Annotated in this window: 14 protein-coding genes, 1 pseudogene and 1 riboswitch; of the genes and pseudogenes, 5 read left to right on the top strand and 10 right to left on the bottom strand. The window is 40.2% G+C overall.

Going from position 1 to position 19,234, the window contains the following annotated elements; all coding sequences use genetic code 11:
* Nucleotides 1-195 precede the first annotated feature (195 nt).
* The 5 genes from M3600_RS26590 (at nt 196) to atzF (ending at nt 8,556) form a co-directional block, all read left to right on the top strand.
* A complete protein-coding gene (locus M3600_RS26590) occupies nt 196-1,566 on the top strand; it encodes an APC family permease (RefSeq protein WP_251648197.1) in 1,371 nt (456 codons plus the stop codon).
* A 72-nt stretch (nt 1,567-1,638) separates the two neighbouring features.
* Nucleotides 1,639-1,745, top strand: a riboswitch (guanidine-I (ykkC/yxkD leader).
* Between the two features lie 47 nt (nt 1,746-1,792).
* Nucleotides 1,793-2,521, top strand: a complete 729-nt coding sequence (locus M3600_RS26585; protein ID WP_251648195.1) for an urea amidolyase associated protein UAAP1 — start codon at nt 1,793-1,795, stop codon at nt 2,519-2,521.
* On the top strand, nt 2,521-3,171 hold the full coding sequence (locus M3600_RS26580) for an urea amidolyase associated protein UAAP2 (RefSeq protein ID WP_237942612.1): 651 nt from the start codon (nt 2,521-2,523) through the stop codon (nt 3,169-3,171). Before M3600_RS26585 ends, M3600_RS26580 begins: the two co-directional genes overlap by 1 nt.
* A 17-nt stretch (nt 3,172-3,188) precedes the next feature.
* Nucleotides 3,189-6,842 (top strand): urea carboxylase, encoded by a 3,654-nt coding sequence (gene uca / locus M3600_RS26575; RefSeq protein ID WP_251648193.1) that lies wholly within the window; start codon nt 3,189-3,191, stop codon nt 6,840-6,842.
* Nucleotides 6,802-8,556, top strand: a complete 1,755-nt coding sequence (atzF, locus tag M3600_RS26570; protein ID WP_251648191.1) for an allophanate hydrolase — start codon at nt 6,802-6,804, stop codon at nt 8,554-8,556. Before uca ends, atzF begins: the two co-directional genes overlap by 41 nt.
* A 44-nt stretch (nt 8,557-8,600) precedes the next feature.
* On the opposite strand, the gene M3600_RS26565 is transcribed toward atzF, so the two are convergent.
* From M3600_RS26565 to M3600_RS26520, 10 genes and pseudogenes are all read right to left on the bottom strand, one after another.
* The gene (locus M3600_RS26565) at nt 8,601-9,047 is read right to left on the bottom strand and encodes a GNAT family N-acetyltransferase (RefSeq protein ID WP_237944112.1); all 447 of its coding nucleotides are present in this window, start codon (nt 9,045-9,047) and stop codon (nt 8,601-8,603) included.
* 118 nt (nt 9,048-9,165) lie between these two features.
* A complete protein-coding gene (locus tag M3600_RS26560) occupies nt 9,166-10,356 on the bottom strand; it encodes a GTP-binding protein (RefSeq protein WP_237942609.1) in 1,191 nt (396 codons plus the stop codon).
* Between the two features lie 61 nt (nt 10,357-10,417).
* The gene (locus M3600_RS26555) at nt 10,418-10,777 is read right to left on the bottom strand and encodes a hypothetical protein (RefSeq protein WP_233315368.1); all 360 of its coding nucleotides are present in this window, start codon (nt 10,775-10,777) and stop codon (nt 10,418-10,420) included.
* Nucleotides 10,778-10,844: 67 nt separating this feature from the next.
* Nucleotides 10,845-11,114 carry a 30S ribosomal protein S14 gene (gene rpsN, locus M3600_RS26550; RefSeq protein ID WP_233315369.1) on the bottom strand — a complete coding sequence of 90 codons (270 nt, stop codon included), beginning with the start codon at nt 11,112-11,114 and terminating at the stop codon, nt 10,845-10,847.
* A 73-nt stretch (nt 11,115-11,187) separates the two neighbouring features.
* Nucleotides 11,188-11,337, bottom strand: a complete 150-nt coding sequence (gene rpmG / locus M3600_RS26545) for a 50S ribosomal protein L33 (RefSeq protein ID WP_084347913.1) — start codon at nt 11,335-11,337, stop codon at nt 11,188-11,190.
* 179 nt (nt 11,338-11,516) lie between these two features.
* Nucleotides 11,517-13,703: a bifunctional diguanylate cyclase/phosphodiesterase gene (locus M3600_RS26540; RefSeq protein WP_251648189.1), complete on the bottom strand. Its 2,187-nt coding sequence runs from the start codon at nt 13,701-13,703 to the stop codon at nt 11,517-11,519.
* A gap of 341 nt (nt 13,704-14,044) precedes the next feature.
* Nucleotides 14,045-16,243, bottom strand: a complete 2,199-nt coding sequence (locus M3600_RS26535; RefSeq protein WP_251648187.1) for an alpha-galactosidase — start codon at nt 16,241-16,243, stop codon at nt 14,045-14,047.
* A 19-nt stretch (nt 16,244-16,262) separates the two neighbouring features.
* Nucleotides 16,263-17,285, bottom strand: a complete 1,023-nt coding sequence (locus M3600_RS26530) for a LacI family DNA-binding transcriptional regulator (protein ID WP_251648185.1) — start codon at nt 17,283-17,285, stop codon at nt 16,263-16,265.
* Nucleotides 17,286-17,533: 248 nt separating this feature from the next.
* Nucleotides 17,534-18,778, bottom strand: a complete 1,245-nt coding sequence (locus M3600_RS26525) for a sensor histidine kinase (RefSeq protein ID WP_251648183.1) — start codon at nt 18,776-18,778, stop codon at nt 17,534-17,536.
* 80 nt (nt 18,779-18,858) lie between these two features.
* Nucleotides 18,859-18,975: pseudogene (locus M3600_RS26520) on the bottom strand (cell wall hydrolase); the annotation flags it as partial.
* Between the last annotated feature and the right edge of the window lie 259 nt (nt 18,976-19,234).

Genomic DNA, 19,234 nt, shown 5'->3' with positions numbered 1-19,234 from the left:
GTGAAAATCTTTTTACTCATTATTTTCTCCGTCTCCATGTTTCTCTAGTTGTGTTACATAATTATACAAAAAAATACCCTATAGGTAGACTTTTTTTAAGTGTCTACTCTATAGGGTACATTTTATTTTGCAAAAAAATTCTCCCGGGCTTTTATTTTTTTCCTGAATTTCAATTAGAAAAGAGGAGAAAAAAGGATGACGAACAAACCGACACTTGAGAAATCGTTAAAATTACCCCAAGTTGTATTTATGGGGCTTGCATGGATGACACCAATGATTTTTTTCACTGTTTATGGCGTAGCTTTTGAAGCCGCCGGCGGCATGATGGCTGCTGCCTATATTATTGCATTTGTAGCAATCTTCTTTACTGCGTTCAGCTACAGCCGGATGGTTAAGGCATATCCGATTTCCGGTTCTGCTTATACGTATACAAAAAAATCTATCCACCCGAAGGCTGGTTTCCTCGTCGGCTGGGCACTTCTGCTGGACTATGTATTCTCTCCAATCATTGCAATCTTAACTTTCGGGATTTTTATGCATACTGAATTTCCTGCTGTCCCGGTATTTGTGTGGATAATTATCATGAATATAGTGCTGGTTGTTGTTAATGTCGTTGGCATTAAGTCTGCTGCTCGCATCAGCAGTTTATCTGTCCTAATTCAAATCGCCTTTATTGCTTTGTTTTGCGGCTTGATTGTGAAAGATATTCTTGCAGGTGACACACAGGCAGCTTCCCTCTTTTCACTATCTCCCTTCTTTGGAAACGAAGGTTCATTAAGTGCTGTATTTACAGGAGCTTCTCTAATCTGCTTTTGTTTTCTTGGATTTGATGCTGTCACCACCATGTCAGAGGAAACGATTGATGCTGATAAAACAGTATCTAAAGCCATCTTTTTAATTGTCCTGATAGCAGCGGTTATGTATATTGCTATCTCCTATTTGACACAAGTCGCTTTTCCTGACTTTACTTTTGCCAATCCAGATAATGCAGCATATTCCCTTGTACAGCTTGTTGGCGGAAACTTGTTAAGCTCGATATTTATTATGGTGTTAATTATTGCGACCTTCACCCAAGGTGTTTCTTCTGTAACAAGCGTCAGCCGTTTTCTGTACGCTTTAGGACGAGAATCGATTCTTCCAGAAAAGCTGTTTACTTCCTTGCATCCGAAATACAGAACGCCTGCTGCAAATATTATCTTTGTCGGGATTATTTCTTTTGCTGCTGTCTTTTTTAATCTTGATACAGCAGTAACCTTTGTCAGCTTCGGTGCATTAACGGCGTTCACATTTGTCAATCTGTCTGTTATTGCTCATTACTTTATTAAACAGAAACAACGTTCCTTCAAGTGCACACTTCTATATCTTTTGTTCCCGCTGATTGGAGCTGGCTTTATTTGCTGGCTTTTGACACTGCTTAACAAACAGACACTACTTTACGGCGTTATTTGGCTGGTTGTTGGCTTTATTTACTTAGGTATACGAACCATGTGGCTCTCCGCAAAAGTTAAGCAAGCAGCAGAAATAAACCAAACAGAAAAAACCGTGTTAGATAATCTGACAAAATAATAGTTTTTATTTTCAGAATTGTTATACTTTTACTCAAGATCTTAATAAAGGTTTCCACTTAAGAGTTGGAAACAAAAAGCTGTCTAGGGTTCCGTTTAAAGTTATTCGCTTTAAAGACTGGTCCGAGAGAGAGCGTACAGCAAGTGCTGTATACACGGAAGGACAAAAGCCTGGGAGATTATCTCCTATGTGCTTTTGTCCTTTTTTCATTTCAAGGAGGTTAATTATGAAGCTAAACGTTATGAAGTATGTTCCTGGCGGAGGTAAATGGTCCGGCACAATCAAACGAGGAAAATCAATCAAGTTTACTGCACTGGAAGATGGCGCTAATATTTCTCTGCTTTTGTACTCAGCATCCGATACTGCAGAACGGTACAATATGCCGGACACGTTAAAGGCACAGCACACTTCTCATTTAACAAAGGGCCATGTGCTGATGAGTGATAACGGCCGTGTACTTACAAGTATTACAGATGATTCACTTGGCTGGCATGATACTATTTCCGGCTATATAACGCGACGTATTGTTGATGAACGCTACGGAAAAACCACTTATCAAGATAATCGAAATGAATGGTACCGAAGCGGAGAGGAAAATTTCGCCGTCGAGCTTTTTCGTAATGGATTGTCCGTCCGTGATCTTGTTCCGGCAGTCAACTTATTTTCTAAGGTTTACTGCACAGAGGATGGAAACATGCATTTCGTGCCAGCACATGCTAAAAAAGGGGATTATATCACATTAAGAACGGAGCAAGACGTTCTGCTTATTGTATCCAATACACCAAACGCTTTAAACCAAACAATAAACTATCCCTCTGTACCTATAAAGATAGAGATAACAGATGCAGGCAAACTTTCCGATGATGATTTATGTTTGAATTTTTGTCCAGAAAACAAGCGTGCCTTTGAAAATACATGGGATTATGCAGCCTTACTTGAAGGAGGAATTAACTAATGGCCATATTAAGCCGGATTGAAAGCAACCGCAAGCAAGAAAATGCTTTTTTTAATAAAACAATCGAAGCAGGTGACGGCTGGACATATACACTTGAACCTGGGCAAGTCCTTCGCATTGTTGATTTGGAAGGAAACCAGGCTGCAGACACACTTTTTTATGATGCCGACAATCCGACAGACCATTATAGTGCTGTCAATACAATCACAAATCAAAGCAATATCTACTTAACTGCTGGTTCCGTGCTGTTAGCTGAATCCGGCAAAGAGCTTGTTAAAATAATAGCAGATACTTGCGGAAATCATGATACGCTCGGAGGCGCCTGTTCTGCCCAAAGCAATACCGTTCGTTATGCCCATGAGACTTTACCGATGCACAATTGCCGAGATACATTCATGCTTCAGCTCTCAAAGAATGAACCGCGCCTCTCTAAACGGGACTTGGCACCAAATGTGAACTTTTTTATGAATGTTCCGGTAACTCCTGACGGCGGATTAACATTTGCTGATGGTGTTTCGGCACAAGGCTATTATGTAGAAATGCAGGCAATCTGCCGGGTGCTTGTCTTAATCAGCAATTGCCCTCAACTAAACAATCCATGCAATGCTTATAATCCAACACCTATTCAGGTGCTAGTTTGGGACAAATGACAAAAGGAGTGACAGCAATGTATTCAAAAGTATTGATAGCAAATAGAGGTGCTATAGCAGTTCGGATTGAGCGCACTCTTAAAAAATTAGGAATTGCTTCTGTTGCCGTATACACAAAAGCAGACCAAGACAGCCTGCACGTTGATCTAGCAGATGAAGCGGTTTTGATTGGTGAAGGGGCGGCAAAAGACTCTTACTTGAACGCCGAGTTGCTCCTTAAGATTGCCAAAGATACAGGAGCTCAAGCAATTCATCCAGGCTACGGATTTTTAAGTGAAAATGCTGATTTTGCAAGAACGTGCTTTGAAAATGGCATCTCCTTTATCGGACCAACACCTGAACAAATAGAGCTATTTGGCTTAAAGCACTCTGCGCGGGAAATTGCTAAAAAAGCTAATGTTCCGATGCTGCCTGGCACAGCGCTAATTACCGATCTGCCAACAGCGCTTACCTCGGCCGCCAGCATTGGCTATCCAGTGATGCTAAAAAGCACTGCTGGCGGCGGCGGAATCGGGATGCGAGTGTGTGAAGACGAGTCCGCCCTGCAGTATGCATTTGAATCAGTAAGCCGATTGGCAAAGTCAAACTTCAATAACGGCGGTGTATTTCTGGAAAAATATATCCAACAAGCCCGGCATGTGGAGGTGCAAATTTTCGGCAATGAATATGGCGAAGTAACAGCACTAGGTGAACGTGACTGTTCCATTCAGCGCCGCAACCAAAAAGTTGTCGAGGAAAGCCCCGCTCCCCTTCTTTCTGCGACTATCCGCGCGCAGATGCACCAAGCAGCTAAACGCCTTGCAGAAGAAGTTGGTTATCGAAGTGCTGGAACGGTTGAGTTTCTGTATGATCCGAACAGCCAGCAATTCTATTTTCTTGAAGTAAATACCCGTCTGCAAGTTGAACATGGTGTTACCGAAGAAGTTCTTAGCATTGATTTAGTGGAATGGATGATTCGGGAATCTGCAGGCGACTTGCGTGGACTTGATGAATTGTATAAACAACCTGTTGGGCACAGCATACAGGCCCGCATTTATGCAGAAGATTGTCTGAACGACTTCCGTCCAAGCGGCGGTCAACTTGATCATGTTCGGTTACCAGAAGATGCCCGAATTGAAACATGGGTGCGAGATGGCATTCAAATCACCTCCCTATACGATCCTATGTTGGCAAAGATCATCGTCCATGGAAATACACGGGAAGAAGCGCTAGGAAAACTGCACAAAGCTCTTGGAGACACTCGCTTTTATGGTGTGACAACGAATATTTCCTATATTCGCTCCTTGTTAGTGGAGGACAGCTGCAAGAGCGGTCTCGTTCATACACGGATGCTGGACGGATTCTCCCCTGCTGAACAGGCAGTTGAGGTGCTGGACGGCGGGATTCAAACAACAGTGCAAGACTGGCCAGGCAGAATCGGCCATTGGGATGTTGGCGTTCCACCATGTGGGCCGATGGATCCTCTATCCTTCCGCATTGGCAACAAGCTGTTAGGAAACACAGAATCGTCAGCAGGTCTGGAATTAACACTTCGCGGCGGAACGTACCGTTTCCGTGGTGATATCGCATTTTGTATAACTGGAGCTGATATGCACGCCGTCCTTGATGATAATATTATCCCGATGTATACAGTTATTCATGCGAAACGGAATCAAGTGTTACGGTTTAGTGAAGCAGAAACAGGCATGCGCACTTACTTACTCGTTGCAGGCGGCTTGGATATGCCTCTAAACCTTGGCAGTGCAGCAACTTTCACACTCGGCGGATTCGGAGGGCATGGAGGCAGAGCTTTGCGGACTGGTGACGTATTATCTGTTAAGGTCACTTCTGCCCCAAAAGTGAACACTCTTGCTTGTAACAGTCAGCCTCATTTTAAAAAAGAGTGGACGATTGGTGTTATTCCTGGTCCCCACTGCACAACAGAATTTTTACTGCCAGAATATTTGCAGCAGTTAACAGACGTAAGCTGGGAGGTACACTTTAACAGTTCTCGTACAGGTGTGCGCTTAATCGGCCCTTCTCCCCTCTGGGCACGAACAGATGGCGGAGAAGCAGGTTTGCATCCATCAAATATCCATGATAATGCTTATGCAGTGGGAACCCTTGATTTAACTGGAGATATGCCAATCTTGCTCGGTCCGGATGGTCCTAGTCTTGGAGGATTTATCTGTCCTGTTACAACCGCTTCAGCTGAATTTTGGAAGATTGGCCAGCTTCATCCAGGCGACCGCATCCGCTTTAAGCTGATTACATTGGAAGAAGCCGAAGCTCTACGCCATGCACAGGAACAATACCTTGAAAATATCTGTATGGAGGAAAATTTATTACTGCCAGAGCTGAACAAACAGACAAACGAGCTGACACCTGACTATCCTATCCTGCTTGAGCAGTCAAAAGAAAGATTTCCACTGGTAATCAGAGCAGCTGGTGATAAGCATGTGCTCATAGAATATGGCGAGATGGAACTTGACTTGCTTCTCCGCTTTCAAGTGCATGCTTTAATGGAGGCAATACAAGTTGATACAAGCCTCCCTGTTGTTGATTTAACGCCAGGAATTCGTTCCTTGCAAGTCCATATTAATCCAGCTCAAATGTCTGTAATCGAACTAAGTAAAAAAATCGCGGCCATTAACGAAACATTGCCGCCATTGGAAGAAATAGAAGTGCCATCACGCATTGTCCGTCTTCCCCTCTCTTGGGATGATCCAGCAACACAGCTTGCGATTGACCGCTATCAGAAGAATGTGAGACCAGATGCGCCTTGGTGTCCTAGCAATCTTGAATTTATTCGACGCGTTAACGGATTAGACAATATAGATGATGTAAAAAGGATTGTATTTGACGCAAATTATCTTGTACTAGGACTTGGGGATGTCTATCTCGGTGCGCCAGTAGCAACACCACTAGACCCAAGGCACCGTTTAGTTACGACAAAATACAATCCTGCGCGAACTTGGACACCGGAAAATGCAGTCGGCATCGGCGGAGCGTATATGTGTGTCTACGGGATGGAAGGTCCTGGTGGCTACCAGTTTGTCGGCCGTACTGTTCAAGTTTGGAATAAGCAACGAGAAACAGAAAGCTTCCGGCAAGGCAAGCCTTGGCTGCTTCGCTTCTTTGACCAAATATCGTTTTATCCAGTCACTGCAGATGAATTGCTGGAAATGCGCGAAGACTTCCCGCGAGGCCGTTTTGAGATTGAGATAACAGAAACAACCTTTAAACTTGGAGATTACTTAGCTTTCCTTGAATCCATCAAAAAAAGCACCAATGAATTCAGAAGCACACAGCAGACTGCCTTCCATCAGGAGCGGGAAAGATGGCAGGAGCTTGGTCTTGCTGAATATGTTTCTGAAACAGAGCAAACACCGCAGACGGAAGAAACACTTCCTGAAGGTGCTGAAGCAGTCCGCAGTTCGATGCCAGGCAGTGTTTGGAAGGTTCTCGTGTCTGCTGGTGATGTTGTCAAAAAAGGAGATCCGCTAATAATTGAGGAAAGCATGAAAATGGAGTTTCCTCAGCTTGCCCCATTTGATGGAGCAATTGAGGCTGTACATGTTGTACCTGGTGAAGAAGTCCATGCAGGCCAGCTGATTATTTCTATTAAAAAAGCAGAAAGCGGTGATAATAATGCAAACAATTCCGTATCCAATGAAATTATCCATTCATGAATTACAAGCAAACTATGAGTCAGGGAAACTAACTCCTGAGAATGTTATCGAGCATATCTTAGAGAGAGCAGAAGCTGATAAAGATATGAATATATGGATAACTCCCCCTTCCTGGAGCTTCATTAGACCCTTTTTAGAAAATCTATCCAAGATGGAGCGCTCACACGCTCCTCTATGGGGAATTCCGTTTGCGATAAAAGATAATATAGATCTAGCAGGGGTGCCAACGACGGCAGGATGTGCGGAGTTTGCTTATACACCAGACAGAAGTGCTGTTATTGTACAGCGTTTGATTGATGCAGGTGCCATTCCAGTAGGAAAAACAAATTTAGACCAGTTTGCTACTGGCCTTGTTGGTACTAGAAGCCCTTTTGGGGAAACGAAAAACGCATTAAGACCAGAGTTAATCAGCGGCGGTTCCAGCTCTGGGTCTGCTGTATCTGTTGCCAGAGGGCAGGCTGCTTTTTCCCTAGGCACAGATACAGCCGGCTCCGGCCGCGTCCCTGCCGCACTAAACGGATTAATCGGATACAAACCAAGCCTCGGAGCCTGGCCAGTTAAGGGTGTAGTGCCGGCATGTGCCAGCATTGACTGTGTTACAGTATTTTCACATAATATTTCTGATACAATACTTGTTGATGAAGTGGTTCGAGGCTTTGAAGAAGAAGATTCTTGGTCAAAAGAAGTAGAGCGTAAAAAGACAGCTCTTCCGAAAAAAATCTTCATTCCTGAACAAACACCAGAATTTTACGGACCGTTTGCTGCCGAGTATAAAATTGCCTGGCAGAATACATTAGAGAAGCTGCACAAATTGGATATACCGCTCGAAAAATTAGATGTCAGCTATTTATCGGAAGCAGCGTCTGTTTTATATGATGGGCCATGGGTTGCCGAAAGATGGTCTGATTTAGGAAGTTTTATTGAAACCCATAAAAATACAGCACTAGCTGTAACAGAAACGGTCTTGCGAACAGGTGCTAAAGAAGACTACAATGCAGCATCGGTTTTTCAAGCTATGCATACACTGCAGGCTCATAAACGGAAAGCCCATCTCGACCTGCAGGATGCTGTTTTAATTATGCCAACAGCCGGTGGTACTTGGTCCAGAGAGGATGTGCGAAAAGATCCTATTCATACAAACAGCCAAATGGGGGCTTTTACGAATCATTGTAATTTACTGGATTTATCTGCTATCAACATCCCATCTGTTGCTCCAGATGAAACATTGCCATTTGGTATCACCCTATTTACCGGCCCTTACGCTGAACATTTATTGATCGGCTTTTCTGATTTGTATTTAAATAATATTTCTGTTTCAACAGTAAGGAGCACTGAAATGGTGGCTGTGTGCGGACTTCATATGAGAGGATTTTCATTAGAGAAGCAAATGCTAGAACATCAAGCTGCTTATATTGGTCCAGCTAAAACATCAGCACAGTACCGAATGGTAGAATTAACGACCAATCCAAATAAACCAGGACTTATTCGTGCTGATAAAGGCAGTGCCATCGAAGTTGAGCTGTGGGAAATGCCTATTAGCCAGTTAGGTTCATTTGTCTCGCTGATTCCGTCACCACTTTGCTTTGGAACAATTGAGCTAGAAAACGGCTCTGCAGTTAAAGGCTTTCTATGTGAAGCGAATGCAATGGAAACTGGTTTAGACATAACCAGTTTTGGCGGCTGGCGAAATTTTGTTGCAAGCAGCATAAAGTGAAAAATGGCGGAGGGTATATACCCTCCGCCATTTTTCTTTAGCTCCTAAATGTTTAATTCCATATACTCATCTGTTTCGATAAACCCAAATTTTTTATAAACTGGTCTGCCCATCTCTGAAGCCCCAAGCCATAATTTTTTTATGCCTGCTTCCTTCGCTTCCTCAACGAGTAATTTTAATAGCTTTGTAGCAATCCCTTTGCCTCGGTAGTCTTTATTAGTATACATATTGGTTATATACGCTCTTTTTCCACTTCGGTTCGTAAAGCTTGGCGGAAATGGATAAATGATGAAAGCTCCACATGCAACAACCTCCTCATCATCCTCTACTAAATATTGAATTAAGGACCCACCACTTAACTGTTTTTCAAAAAAATGATACAGTTCCTCGTCAATATCTATATCTGCCTCTAACCCTTCGTCCACTAATTGGGCTTTTCGTAAATGCATCATTGCTTTAATATCCTGTCTTGTTGCTTTACGGAAATTCAACGTAAACACTTCCCATTCTAAGATATTTATATTTATAATATAACTCATTTCCCATACGGAACCTAATGGTAGCATCTCCTCTTTGAGAACGTAAAAAAAGCTGCTTAAAGCAGCTTAATTATGAAAGCACCCAATTATAGGGATCCTCCAGCTTGTTCCATTCACTGTTGTATTCAGCTTCTGTCAACAAACACTCATCTAATTCCTTCGTGATGACATCAATATCTAAATCCATTCCAATAAACACTAGTTTCGTATGTCGGTCGCCGTGTTCCTTATCCCAATTCTCCATTAACTGAGGGTTACTTTGAATAATCTCTGCTTGTCTGTTTTCAGGAAGAGAAGCAACCCAATAAGAAATTGGTTCAATCTTAACAGATGGTCCTGCTTGTGAAAGCAATAATGCTAAATCATTGCGAGAAGCACACCAGGCAATTCCTTTTGCGCGGACAATCTGCATCGGCATGGAGCTGCACCATGTATGGAATCGTTCTGAATGAAAAGGTCTCTTACGGTAATAAACAAAAGAACTTACGCCATATTCCTCTGTCTCTGGCGTATGTGCTGCAGGTCCTGCTTGTAACTCTTTAAGCCAGCCTGCTGATTCACTAGCTTTTTCAAAATCAAATCTGTTCGTATTCATAATTTCCTTTATGTCTATCAAACTGTTTTCCGTGCGGATAATTTTTGCTTCAGGCTGTAAAGTTCTCAAGACATTCTCTAGATTTGCGGCTGCCTCTTTTGTTACTAAGTCACATTTATTCAGTAAAAGGATATTGCTAAATTCAATTTGATCAATAAGCAAATCAGCAATATTCCGTTCATCATTTTCACCGACTGCTTCCTTGCGGTCAAGCAAAGAATCACCAGATTCATAGTCATGCCAAAATCGGTTTGCATCCACAACGGTTACCATTGTATCCAGCCTGCAAAATCTTGTCAGGTCAATCCCTAACTCGTCATCGATATAGGAGAAGGTTTGGGCTACAGGAATGGGCTCACTAATTCCTGATGATTCAATGATGATGTAGTCAATATCCCCTTGATTAGCTAATTTCTCTACCTCGATTAATAAGTCTTCCCGTAATGTACAGCAAATGCACCCATTGGACAATTCAACCAATTTCTCTTCTGTTCTTGAAAAACCGCCCTTTGTTTGAACTATTTCACTATCAATATTTACTTCACTCATATCATTAACGATGACAGCAATCTTCATGCCTTCCCGGTTATTTAAAACATGATTCAGCAAGGTTGTTTTACCTGCACCTAAATAGCCGCTTAATACTGTGACTGGTATTTTACTCATACCGCATCCCCCTATTTATATTCATATGTATCACATACGATTTACTGTTGTGTTTTTGTAATTAGCTGACAAAAACATATGTCCAGTTCTTTCTTTCTGTGTCATTGGTATTAGAATCGTCACTCATATCTACCCATTTTATTTGCTTTAGTCTCTCTACTATCTTGTTGTCAATTTCTGCTTGTGCTTCAGTCATTATGTTTTTAATTGTTTGAAAGTCGAGAGAAAAATGACTTACCGCCGCTTGAAATGGAGACTTTTCATGAAACAGCTGTCTAAAGTGGCTCTCATTGACCGCCTCCATCTCGAGTTCGTCCTCCCTGCTTTCTATGAAGCGGTAAATCTCTTTGTATTTATCTGGCAAGCTTTCAATTGCACTGCGATATAAAAACTGGACTAAGACAGGATTAAGAGTATGCATGCCCACTTCCCTCCTTTCCCTTTATTATACTTAGCCGCCAAATCTTCTCTTTGGCGGCGCTTAACATTTACCAACTGGCTTTTTTTACTCCTGGAATTTGCCCTTTATGTGCATACTCCCTAAAAGCAATACGAGACATGTTAAATTTTCTCAAATAGCCTCTTGGTCTGCCTGTGACTTCACATCGGTTCTTAAGTCGTGTTGGTGAAGAATCCCGCGGTAGCTTTCGTAGTGCTTCATAATCTCCCTTCTCTTTTAATTCCTTTCTAATAGCTGCGTACTTTTCTACCATTACTTGGCGTTTTTTCTCTTTTACTACTTTAGACTTTTTTGCCATTAGTTCTTTCCTCCTATCAAAACGTAATCATTACGATTTAAATTTTATAGAAACTTAAATTCCTCGATAGCCCTTACTTTGTTTCTCTATGCAAAGTACGCCTTTTTAAACGAGGGCAATACTTCATTAATTCAATACGGTCAGGATTGTTGCGTTTATTTTTAGTCGTGATATAATTTCTGTCCCCTGTTTCTGTACAAGCTAATGTAATTTTTACTCTCATAATTATTCCTCCTAGTTATTAGGATAAATGTAAATCATAACGATTACGATTTACAAATCCGTTATAAACATTTATTTTAATGAAGGAAAAAGGATTTTGCAAGTTATTTTATTATTTTTTTGTTTTCTAAGGATTTTTCATAAAAAAAATCAGATGGACACTGCCACCTGATTTTTCCTTTATTCGTTTTTCTCTTCCTCCAATAAACGAAGCTCATCAAGAGGCAGAGGCTTGCTGTAAAAGTAGCCTTGCGCTTTTTCGCATTTAAAACCTTTTAAAATTTCAACTTGTTCTTCTGTTTCTACCCCTTCTGCAATGACCTTCAGCCCAAGATTATGGGCCATGACAATAATGGTTGAAGCAATATTATAATCATCTTTATTCACTACGATGTTTTGGATAAAGGATTTATCAATTTTTAAGTAGTCGATTGGAAACTTTTGCAAATATTGCAGAGAACTGTAACCAGTCCCAAAATCGTCTATGGAAATTTCCACGCCAAGCTCCTTCAATTGATAAAGAATTTGACTAGCTTTTTCAACATCCATAGTCATACTCTCGGTGATTTCCAGTGTTATATAAGAAGGTTCAATTCCTTCCTCTTCTAATATACTTGCCATCGTTGTAACAAGATTGCTGTCAAAAAACTGACGTAAAGATAGATTGACAGAAAAGTTTATTGGAATAAATCCTCTTCTGATTCTTTCTTTAATTTCTTGGCAAACTTTTCGTATTACCCATTCCCCAATCGGGATAATCAGACCAGTATCTTCGGCAATACGGATGAATTTATCTGGGGAAATGAGTCCAAATTTAGGATGCTGCCATCTTATTAAGGCTTCAGCACTTGTCACAGCATTTGTCTTCAAATCAATAATCGGTTGAAAATGTAAGATGAAGTGTTTAGTAATGTCTGCCTTTCTTAATTCTGTTTCTAATACCAACAGTTCTGATGATTGAAAATCGAATTTCTCATTATAAAACTGATAATTATTTCTTCCTTTTTTCTTTGCTTCATACATGGCAATGTCTGCGTTACGGATAAGTGTCACATCATCATCACCATCTTTTGGGTGCATCGATATACCAATACTTGGAGTAATAAATATTTCATGCCCACCGATTAGGAAAGGCGAAGAAAGGATATCAATAACCTTATTTGCTTTACTTCTTACTTCTTCTTCAGTAACATTTTCAAGCAGGAGAATAAATTCATCGCCCCCCTGTCTGGAAACTACCCCATTCGTTCCAATACAATGCTTTAATCGATCTGCAAACTCTTGTAAAAGTTCATCCCCAATATGGTGACCAAGTGTATCATTAATAACTTTAAAGCGATCTAAATCCATAAACAGCAATGCTAAATGCCGAATGCTGCAAGTAGGTTGAAAGTTAGTGATTGCCACTTTTAAATTATCAGCAAAAACCCGCCTGTTAGGCAGTCCAGTCAGATCATCGTGGTATGCAAGGCGATGGATTTTTTCTTCAGCTAAACCTCTTTGAATAACGAGACTCGTTAGATAGGTAGCCTCCTCTATCAGCTTTTTTACATTCGCACTTGGAGCCGTCGGTATACGGTGATAAATAGCAAAACAACCAATTACATCGTTATTGCTGTCAAAAACTGGAGTAGACCAGCATGCTTGCAGTCCATGCTTTAATGCGATATCCCGATAGTCTGCCCATAAACAATCATTTGAAATATCTTCAACAACTACCTGCATTTTTTTATAGGCAGCAGTTCCGCATGATCCTGTATTTGGTGCAATCGGAATACCGTTAATAAAGTCAATAAACTCATCTGGCAGATTAGGAGAGGAAGCTGTATAGAGCTTTTTCGCTTCCTGATCGGCAATCATCACAGAACAAAGGCAATCTTTTGCAAAATTTTCAACAATCGAGACAATTTCATCAAGGATCAGCGTATATTTTGTTCCGCTAACAATCATTTTTAAAATTTTATTTTGTTCTTTTACAAGTGATGCAATATAATTTTTACTAGTGACATCCTTCGCCACACCAACAATCCCTATTGTCCTCTCATCTTTATAGATTGGAAGGGCCACTATAGATAATTCAATTCTCTCTCCCTGTTTGTTTTTGATCGTTAACTCAGCATTCTCAGCATGACCATGAAGCAATTTTTCGATACTGTTAAGGGTATTTTCTAACTGAGACTCATCAATTAATTCGGCGTATGATAATGATGAAAACTCAGCACTGGTATATCCAGTCAAGCTTTCTGCCGCTTTATTAATATGCAAAAAGTCACCATTAATGCTTATCGCAAAACATGGATCACTATTATTATTAAACAAAGACTTATACATATCGAATATCGAATCATTTCGTAAAGGATTATCCATCTAGTTCTCTTCCTTCTTTACTAACAATCATAAATAGTAAGTTATACTCCATATTATATCGGTATATTTATAAATTTTTTAACATGAATAAACAATTGTTGTATAAATCTTTCATTTTGAACAAAAGAACAATCTTTTTCGGCGACTCCCTGGCAAGGATACTAGCGTTATTGACAATGTTATAAGAAGAATGTGCAGAGATGCCAAATAATTGTCCGCCTCTCCCTAATTTCAAAGTGATTTCTTTGTTATTTTTCCTTACCGCCACTGCATTTGATTTGTCTTTAACAAACGAAAGAAGCTGCCCGTCAGGCAGCCTCTTAATTTCATATTCTAACACTCTATAAAGCTTTCAAATGCCAGCAAAAGCTTTGAAAATCGCCTTGTATCATTTCAATAGGAATACTTAATCCGGCAAAAGCAAGTTCATCTCCACCGTAAACTGTGTCTGTGCCGTTTACTTGATACTCTTTATTTACATCAATCCCTCTCAGCTTCAAAACAGAAGCTGAAGCGGCTGGTTCTGCGAGCACTTTAAAGTAATAGACGATTACTTCCGTTTTTTCCTTATTAGTAAAAAGCCATGCTGTTTCATTTCCTTCAAAGGGGCTTTTCAAGCGGTAAAACTCACCAAACTGTATGAGGCTTCGGATTTCTTTATAATAGGAAACCTGATTTTTAACGGCGATTTTATCTTCTTCTGACAGCCTTGTTAAATCCAATTCATAGCCTAAGTTGCCTGACATTGCCACATCGCCGCGCATACTTATAGATGTAGTCCGCTGCACCTGATGATTAGGGACCGCTGAAACATGTGCTCCAATTGAAGAAACAGGATATACTAAGCTTGTTCCGTATTGAATCTTTAGTCTGGATACTGCATCCGTATTATCACTCGTCCAAGTCTGCGGCATATAATGGAGCATCCCTGGATCGAATCTTCCGCCGCCACCTGAGCAGCTTTCGAAAAGTACATGTGGAAAAGAAGCTGTTATTTCTTCAAGTATTTTATATAAGCCGAGCATATACCGATGGGCTGTTTCTCTTTGCCTGTCAGGTGGAAGAAGTGCAGAACCAATCTCTGTCATGTTACGGTTCATATCCCATTTCACATAGGAAATAGGCATATTTCCTAAAATATCACTAACTCGCTTCGTAATTTCTTTACATACATCTTCTCTCGATAAATCCAAGACCAATTGGTTTCTGCTTTCGGAGCTTTGCCGTCCCGGAACATGGAGGCACCAATCTGGATGCTCACGGTATAAATCACTGTCAACAGATACCATCTCTGGTTCAAACCATAGACCGAATTTCATCCCTTTCGCTTCAACATCTGATGCCAGCTTATTTAAGCCATTTGGAAGTTTACGATTATTGACAAACCAGTCTCCAAGTGATGTTTTGTCATTATCTCTTTTGCCAAACCAGCCATCATCGAGAACAAATAATTCGATTCCAAGCTCTTTTCCTGCTTCTGCAATTTCCAAAATACGCTTAGCAGTAAAGTCAAAATAAGTTGCTTCCCAGTTATTCACAAGAATTGGACGTTCTTTATCTCGATATTCTCCTCTAATTAAATGGGTTTGATACAGGTCATGAAACGTTCTTGACATGCTCCCAAGTCCCTCTGACGAATACACCATAACCGCCTCTGGTGCCTGAAAAGCTTCACCAGGTTCTAGCTTCCAGCTGAAATCAAAAGGATTAATCCCCATTGTTACTCGTGTACAGCTAAATTGATCCACTTCTGCTTGTGCCAGAAAATTACCGCTATATACAAAGTTAAAGCCATAAACCTCTCCTTTATCCTCTGTTGTTTCTTTTCTAAGCAGCGCTATAAACGGATTATGCTGATGACTGCTGGAGCCTCTGCTGCTTTCAATGGATTGGATACCATGGCGGAGCGGCTGTCTTTCAATATGTCTCTCCCTAACATGAGCACCATGTAAGTGCAGAAAATCGAAATCGGCTTCGCGGAAGTCTACACATAGACTCTGCACATTTAACAGCTTTAAGGACTGCTCGCCGTCATTAATGATTTTTACAGATCTTGTAATCACATTGAAGTGTTCAAATACACTGTAGCTCAATACCACCTGTAATCCAATAAGCTCATCGACCATCGTAATTTCGAGTGTTTCTGCTTCCTCTTCCTTCTCAACAAAGGTAGCCGGCAATCCTTCTAAAGGCTTCTTTCCTTTATAGATTAAATGTGATTGATACCGCAAGTCAGTTATAGTTGAACCGTTTTCGAGCTGAATTTGATAGCTGGGCTTTCGAAAATCTGAATTGCCGTACTGTGGGTACTCTAGCGGCAATGTATCTAGTGAAAAGGTTCGATCCTCTTTATGCTGATACGGGTTCCCAGAAAAACCGCGATCCATGAGCTGCAGAAAATTAGAATGGCGGTATTCCTTTACCTTTCTTCCCCAATAAAGATGCAGCAAATAGCCGTCTCTGGCAATTTCCATGACATAACTTGTGTTACGTGCTTGCAGATGAAAAATTTTCCTGTTCGAATCAAACAAAATACCCATCAACTCTCACTCCCCTATATTAGTTCAAACCTTTTACAGTTTCGCGCAAAATCAATTCAACAGGTAATGTCACTTGCAATGGTATTATTCTCCCGTTCAATTGATCATGCAGAAGCTTAACAGCTGTTTTCCCCATTTCCTCCCCATGAATCTTTACTGTAGAGAGTCTTGGATTCATAAATGCTGCTGCTTCAATATCATCAAAACTGATAACAGAAATTTCGTCGGGAACCTTTATGCCTTGTTCATGCAAGCAGCTGAGCACACCTAATGCCATCGGATCACTGGCAACAACAATGGCTGTTGGTCTCGGAGTTAAATTAAGCAGCTTTTGTGTAAGAGCGTACCCGCCTGTTGGCCCCCAATCTCCTTCCAATATCCTGCTTGCTTTATTTAATTCCTTCTCTTTTAGAAAATTTTCAAAGGCTTTTCTGCGCACATCTATCTTGTCCGTTGTTTCAAGATTACTGACTTTAAATACCCTGCCCTCGCCTCCTATATAGGCAATATCAGTATGTCCGAGTGTTAGAAGATGGTCTAAAACCATGTTTGTAGCACGAACGAAATCGGAAATAACAACATCCACATTTGCATTTTTAGGAATCTGATCAACAGCAACTATATGCTTCGCTTTAGGATAGATTGTCTTCAGGTCAGCAATATCGACATCGCCTATAACAATTAAGCCATCTAAGGAGTCGAGACTGCTTCCTGTAATCTGGTTTTTGCCTATAATCATAGTGGAAGCAAGATTCATTGAATACTCATGGCATATACCTTCTATACCAAGGCGAATTGACTGAAAATAAGGATCGATTGTTTCGTCATTCAGAATGATAATGCCTATTTGATAGGTACTTACTGCTTTTATTTCCTTCGTTTGCTTCTTTCTGGATGGCTTGTAATCAAGCTCATCAACCACTTGTAACACCCGTTTTCTTGTTGCTTCTGTTACAGAGAGGGTCTCGTCTTTATTAAGTATTCTGGAAACTGTCGCCGTGGATACATTGGCTTTTTCTGCAATATCTTTGATTGTTGCCATGCTTTCACCCCCTTTTTAGTAAATTTAACTAAAGGCTTTAGCGAAAATATAACACAGAATACGCTTACATACAATAATATTCTGAAAAATTTAGCATTCTAGCTATTTTCCAAGTAAATAATCGATAAAACCAGCCAGTATTTTATTATTTATTAGTAAATTTATAGTTATGTTTACTAAATATAATTGTAAATCCACTATAAAACATCATAAAAAAAGCATTCCTTCACAAAAGGAATGCCTCTCTTTTATATTTCACTAAAAGTAATATGGAACATAGTTCCCCTTTTTTTGTCGCTGGTTACACGCCACTTTCCGCCTAATTCCTTAATGATTTGCAAAGTGACCATCAAGCCTAAGCCTGTCCCTTTTTCTTTTGTCGAGTAAAAGGGTAATCCAAGCTTATCCAGCTGGTCTGCAGACATCCCTTCTCCGTCATCACAGATAAAGATATGGACTTCCTTTTCGTTTTGCCGAATGGATACTTGAACGTTTTTAGCCGCTGCTTCTATAGCGTTTTTGATGAGATTCACAAACATTTGTTGAATCTGCGCTGAATTGCCCATAATGACTGCTCGCCCTTGAATCTCAAAAGCAACATCCACATTAAACAGCATCGCATAAGAAGAAAGAGAGCTTATTGATTTTTTTGCTTCTAGCTCCAAATCAAGGACACTATGTTTCTTTCTGCTTTGGCTTTTTCCTAACGATAAATAATCAGAAATAATTTCATTTGCTCTGTTCAATTCTTCTAAACTTATGTTTAAATATTCCTTTTGCGGAGCTGATAAATTGTCTGCTTTCGTAAGAAGCTGCAAAAAACCTTTAATACTTGTCATCGGGTTTCTTATCTCATGAGCAACACTTGCAGCAAGCTCCCCGACAACTTGCATTTTTTCATTTCTTTGGATTTCTTTTCTTAACAGCATTTTTTCCCGGTGTGACTCAATCAAATAGATAGAGAACCAGGCAAGAAGGCCGTTTACAAGAACAAAAAGACTATAGTTCAATAATGTGGTCATTGTCGTTAGGTCTTTCCCAAATAACAATGCAATGATTGGCAGCATGGCAGATGAAAAAGAAACGAATAAAACGGATAAATAAATCTTCTTTTTCACTATTAATGTATGAAACTTATTTTTAGTCCAAAAAATAAATACCACCGAAATAAGCATTCCAATAAAGGAAGGAACCATACCGATTCCTCCATATAACAATCGAACAATAAAGAAACAGACGGTTACTAGAATTCCGGCATAATTACCGCCATATATAAATGCTAAGTACCACGGCACCATGCGCGAATCAAGGCGGATGCCATCAAGAATAATGGAAAAACTGACAGAAAGCCCCATCGTAATGGCACATAAGATACCCCACAGCACGTTCTCTCCAGCTTTATCACCGCGGTCATATGATATTACTAAATAAAGAATAATAGGTATTTGAACAATCAGCATTTGTAGCAGCAGCTGGTCATATTGAAATTGCATTGTTTTCTCCTAAATTGTAAGCTTAACATTTCTCATGTTTTTACATCATCATTATATACATATACTAACAAAATAGATAGATTGACAATAACATTGCCAACATACAGCATACCTTGCTGGCCTTCACCTTCTGCTTCTGCTCTCATCATTCTTGCCATTAAATCAACATCTGAACTTTTGTAATTTACACGCGGCATTTTCTCACCCCCAAAATATAGTATGAAAAAAACCGCCTAATGATGTCATTGTTTAAACCATAGCGATTTGTTTTCGCTAATTGATGTTATTAGGTGCATCAATTATCAAATCAAAAAAGAACTGCCCAGATTGTGAAGTGCACCCCAATTGTTAGACGAAGGTCTAACAATTGGAGGTGCCTTTTTTATGGCCAAATTTTCAATAGAAGAAAAAATTAGTGCCGTTTTGGAATATATAGATGGTGATGATGGCGTAAAT

Source organism: Niallia sp. MER 6, from assembly GCF_023714395.1.
Classification (GTDB): Bacteria; Bacillota; Bacilli; order Bacillales; family Cytobacillaceae; genus Niallia.
Note: the sequence above shows the minus strand (reverse complement) of the source record. Positions and strands in the feature narration are given on the sequence as shown.

Excerpts from the sequence above, each read along its gene's own strand:
- M3600_RS26590 (WP_251648197.1), top strand. The coding sequence starts at position 196 with ATGACGAACAAACCGACACTTGAGAAATCGTTAAAATTACCCCAAGTT.
- M3600_RS26585 (WP_251648195.1), top strand. The coding sequence starts at position 1,793 with ATGAAGCTAAACGTTATGAAGTATGTTCCTGGCGGAGGTAAATGGTCC.
- M3600_RS26580 (WP_237942612.1), top strand. The coding sequence starts at position 2,521 with ATGGCCATATTAAGCCGGATTGAAAGCAACCGCAAGCAAGAAAATGCT.
- uca (WP_251648193.1), top strand. The coding sequence starts at position 3,189 with ATGTATTCAAAAGTATTGATAGCAAATAGAGGTGCTATAGCAGTTCGG.
- atzF (WP_251648191.1), top strand. The coding sequence starts at position 6,802 with ATGCAAACAATTCCGTATCCAATGAAATTATCCATTCATGAATTACAA.
- M3600_RS26560 (WP_237942609.1), bottom strand. The coding sequence starts at position 10,356 with ATGAGTAAAATACCAGTCACAGTATTAAGCGGCTATTTAGGTGCAGGT.
- M3600_RS26555 (WP_233315368.1), bottom strand. The coding sequence starts at position 10,777 with ATGCATACTCTTAATCCTGTCTTAGTCCAGTTTTTATATCGCAGTGCA.
- rpsN (WP_233315369.1), bottom strand. The coding sequence starts at position 11,114 with ATGGCAAAAAAGTCTAAAGTAGTAAAAGAGAAAAAACGCCAAGTAATG.
- rpmG (WP_084347913.1), bottom strand. The coding sequence starts at position 11,337 with ATGAGAGTAAAAATTACATTAGCTTGTACAGAAACAGGGGACAGAAAT.
- M3600_RS26540 (WP_251648189.1), bottom strand. The coding sequence starts at position 13,703 with ATGGATAATCCTTTACGAAATGATTCGATATTCGATATGTATAAGTCT.
- M3600_RS26535 (WP_251648187.1), bottom strand. The coding sequence starts at position 16,243 with ATGGGTATTTTGTTTGATTCGAACAGGAAAATTTTTCATCTGCAAGCA.
- M3600_RS26530 (WP_251648185.1), bottom strand. The coding sequence starts at position 17,285 with ATGGCAACAATCAAAGATATTGCAGAAAAAGCCAATGTATCCACGGCG.
- M3600_RS26525 (WP_251648183.1), bottom strand. The coding sequence starts at position 18,778 with ATGCAATTTCAATATGACCAGCTGCTGCTACAAATGCTGATTGTTCAA.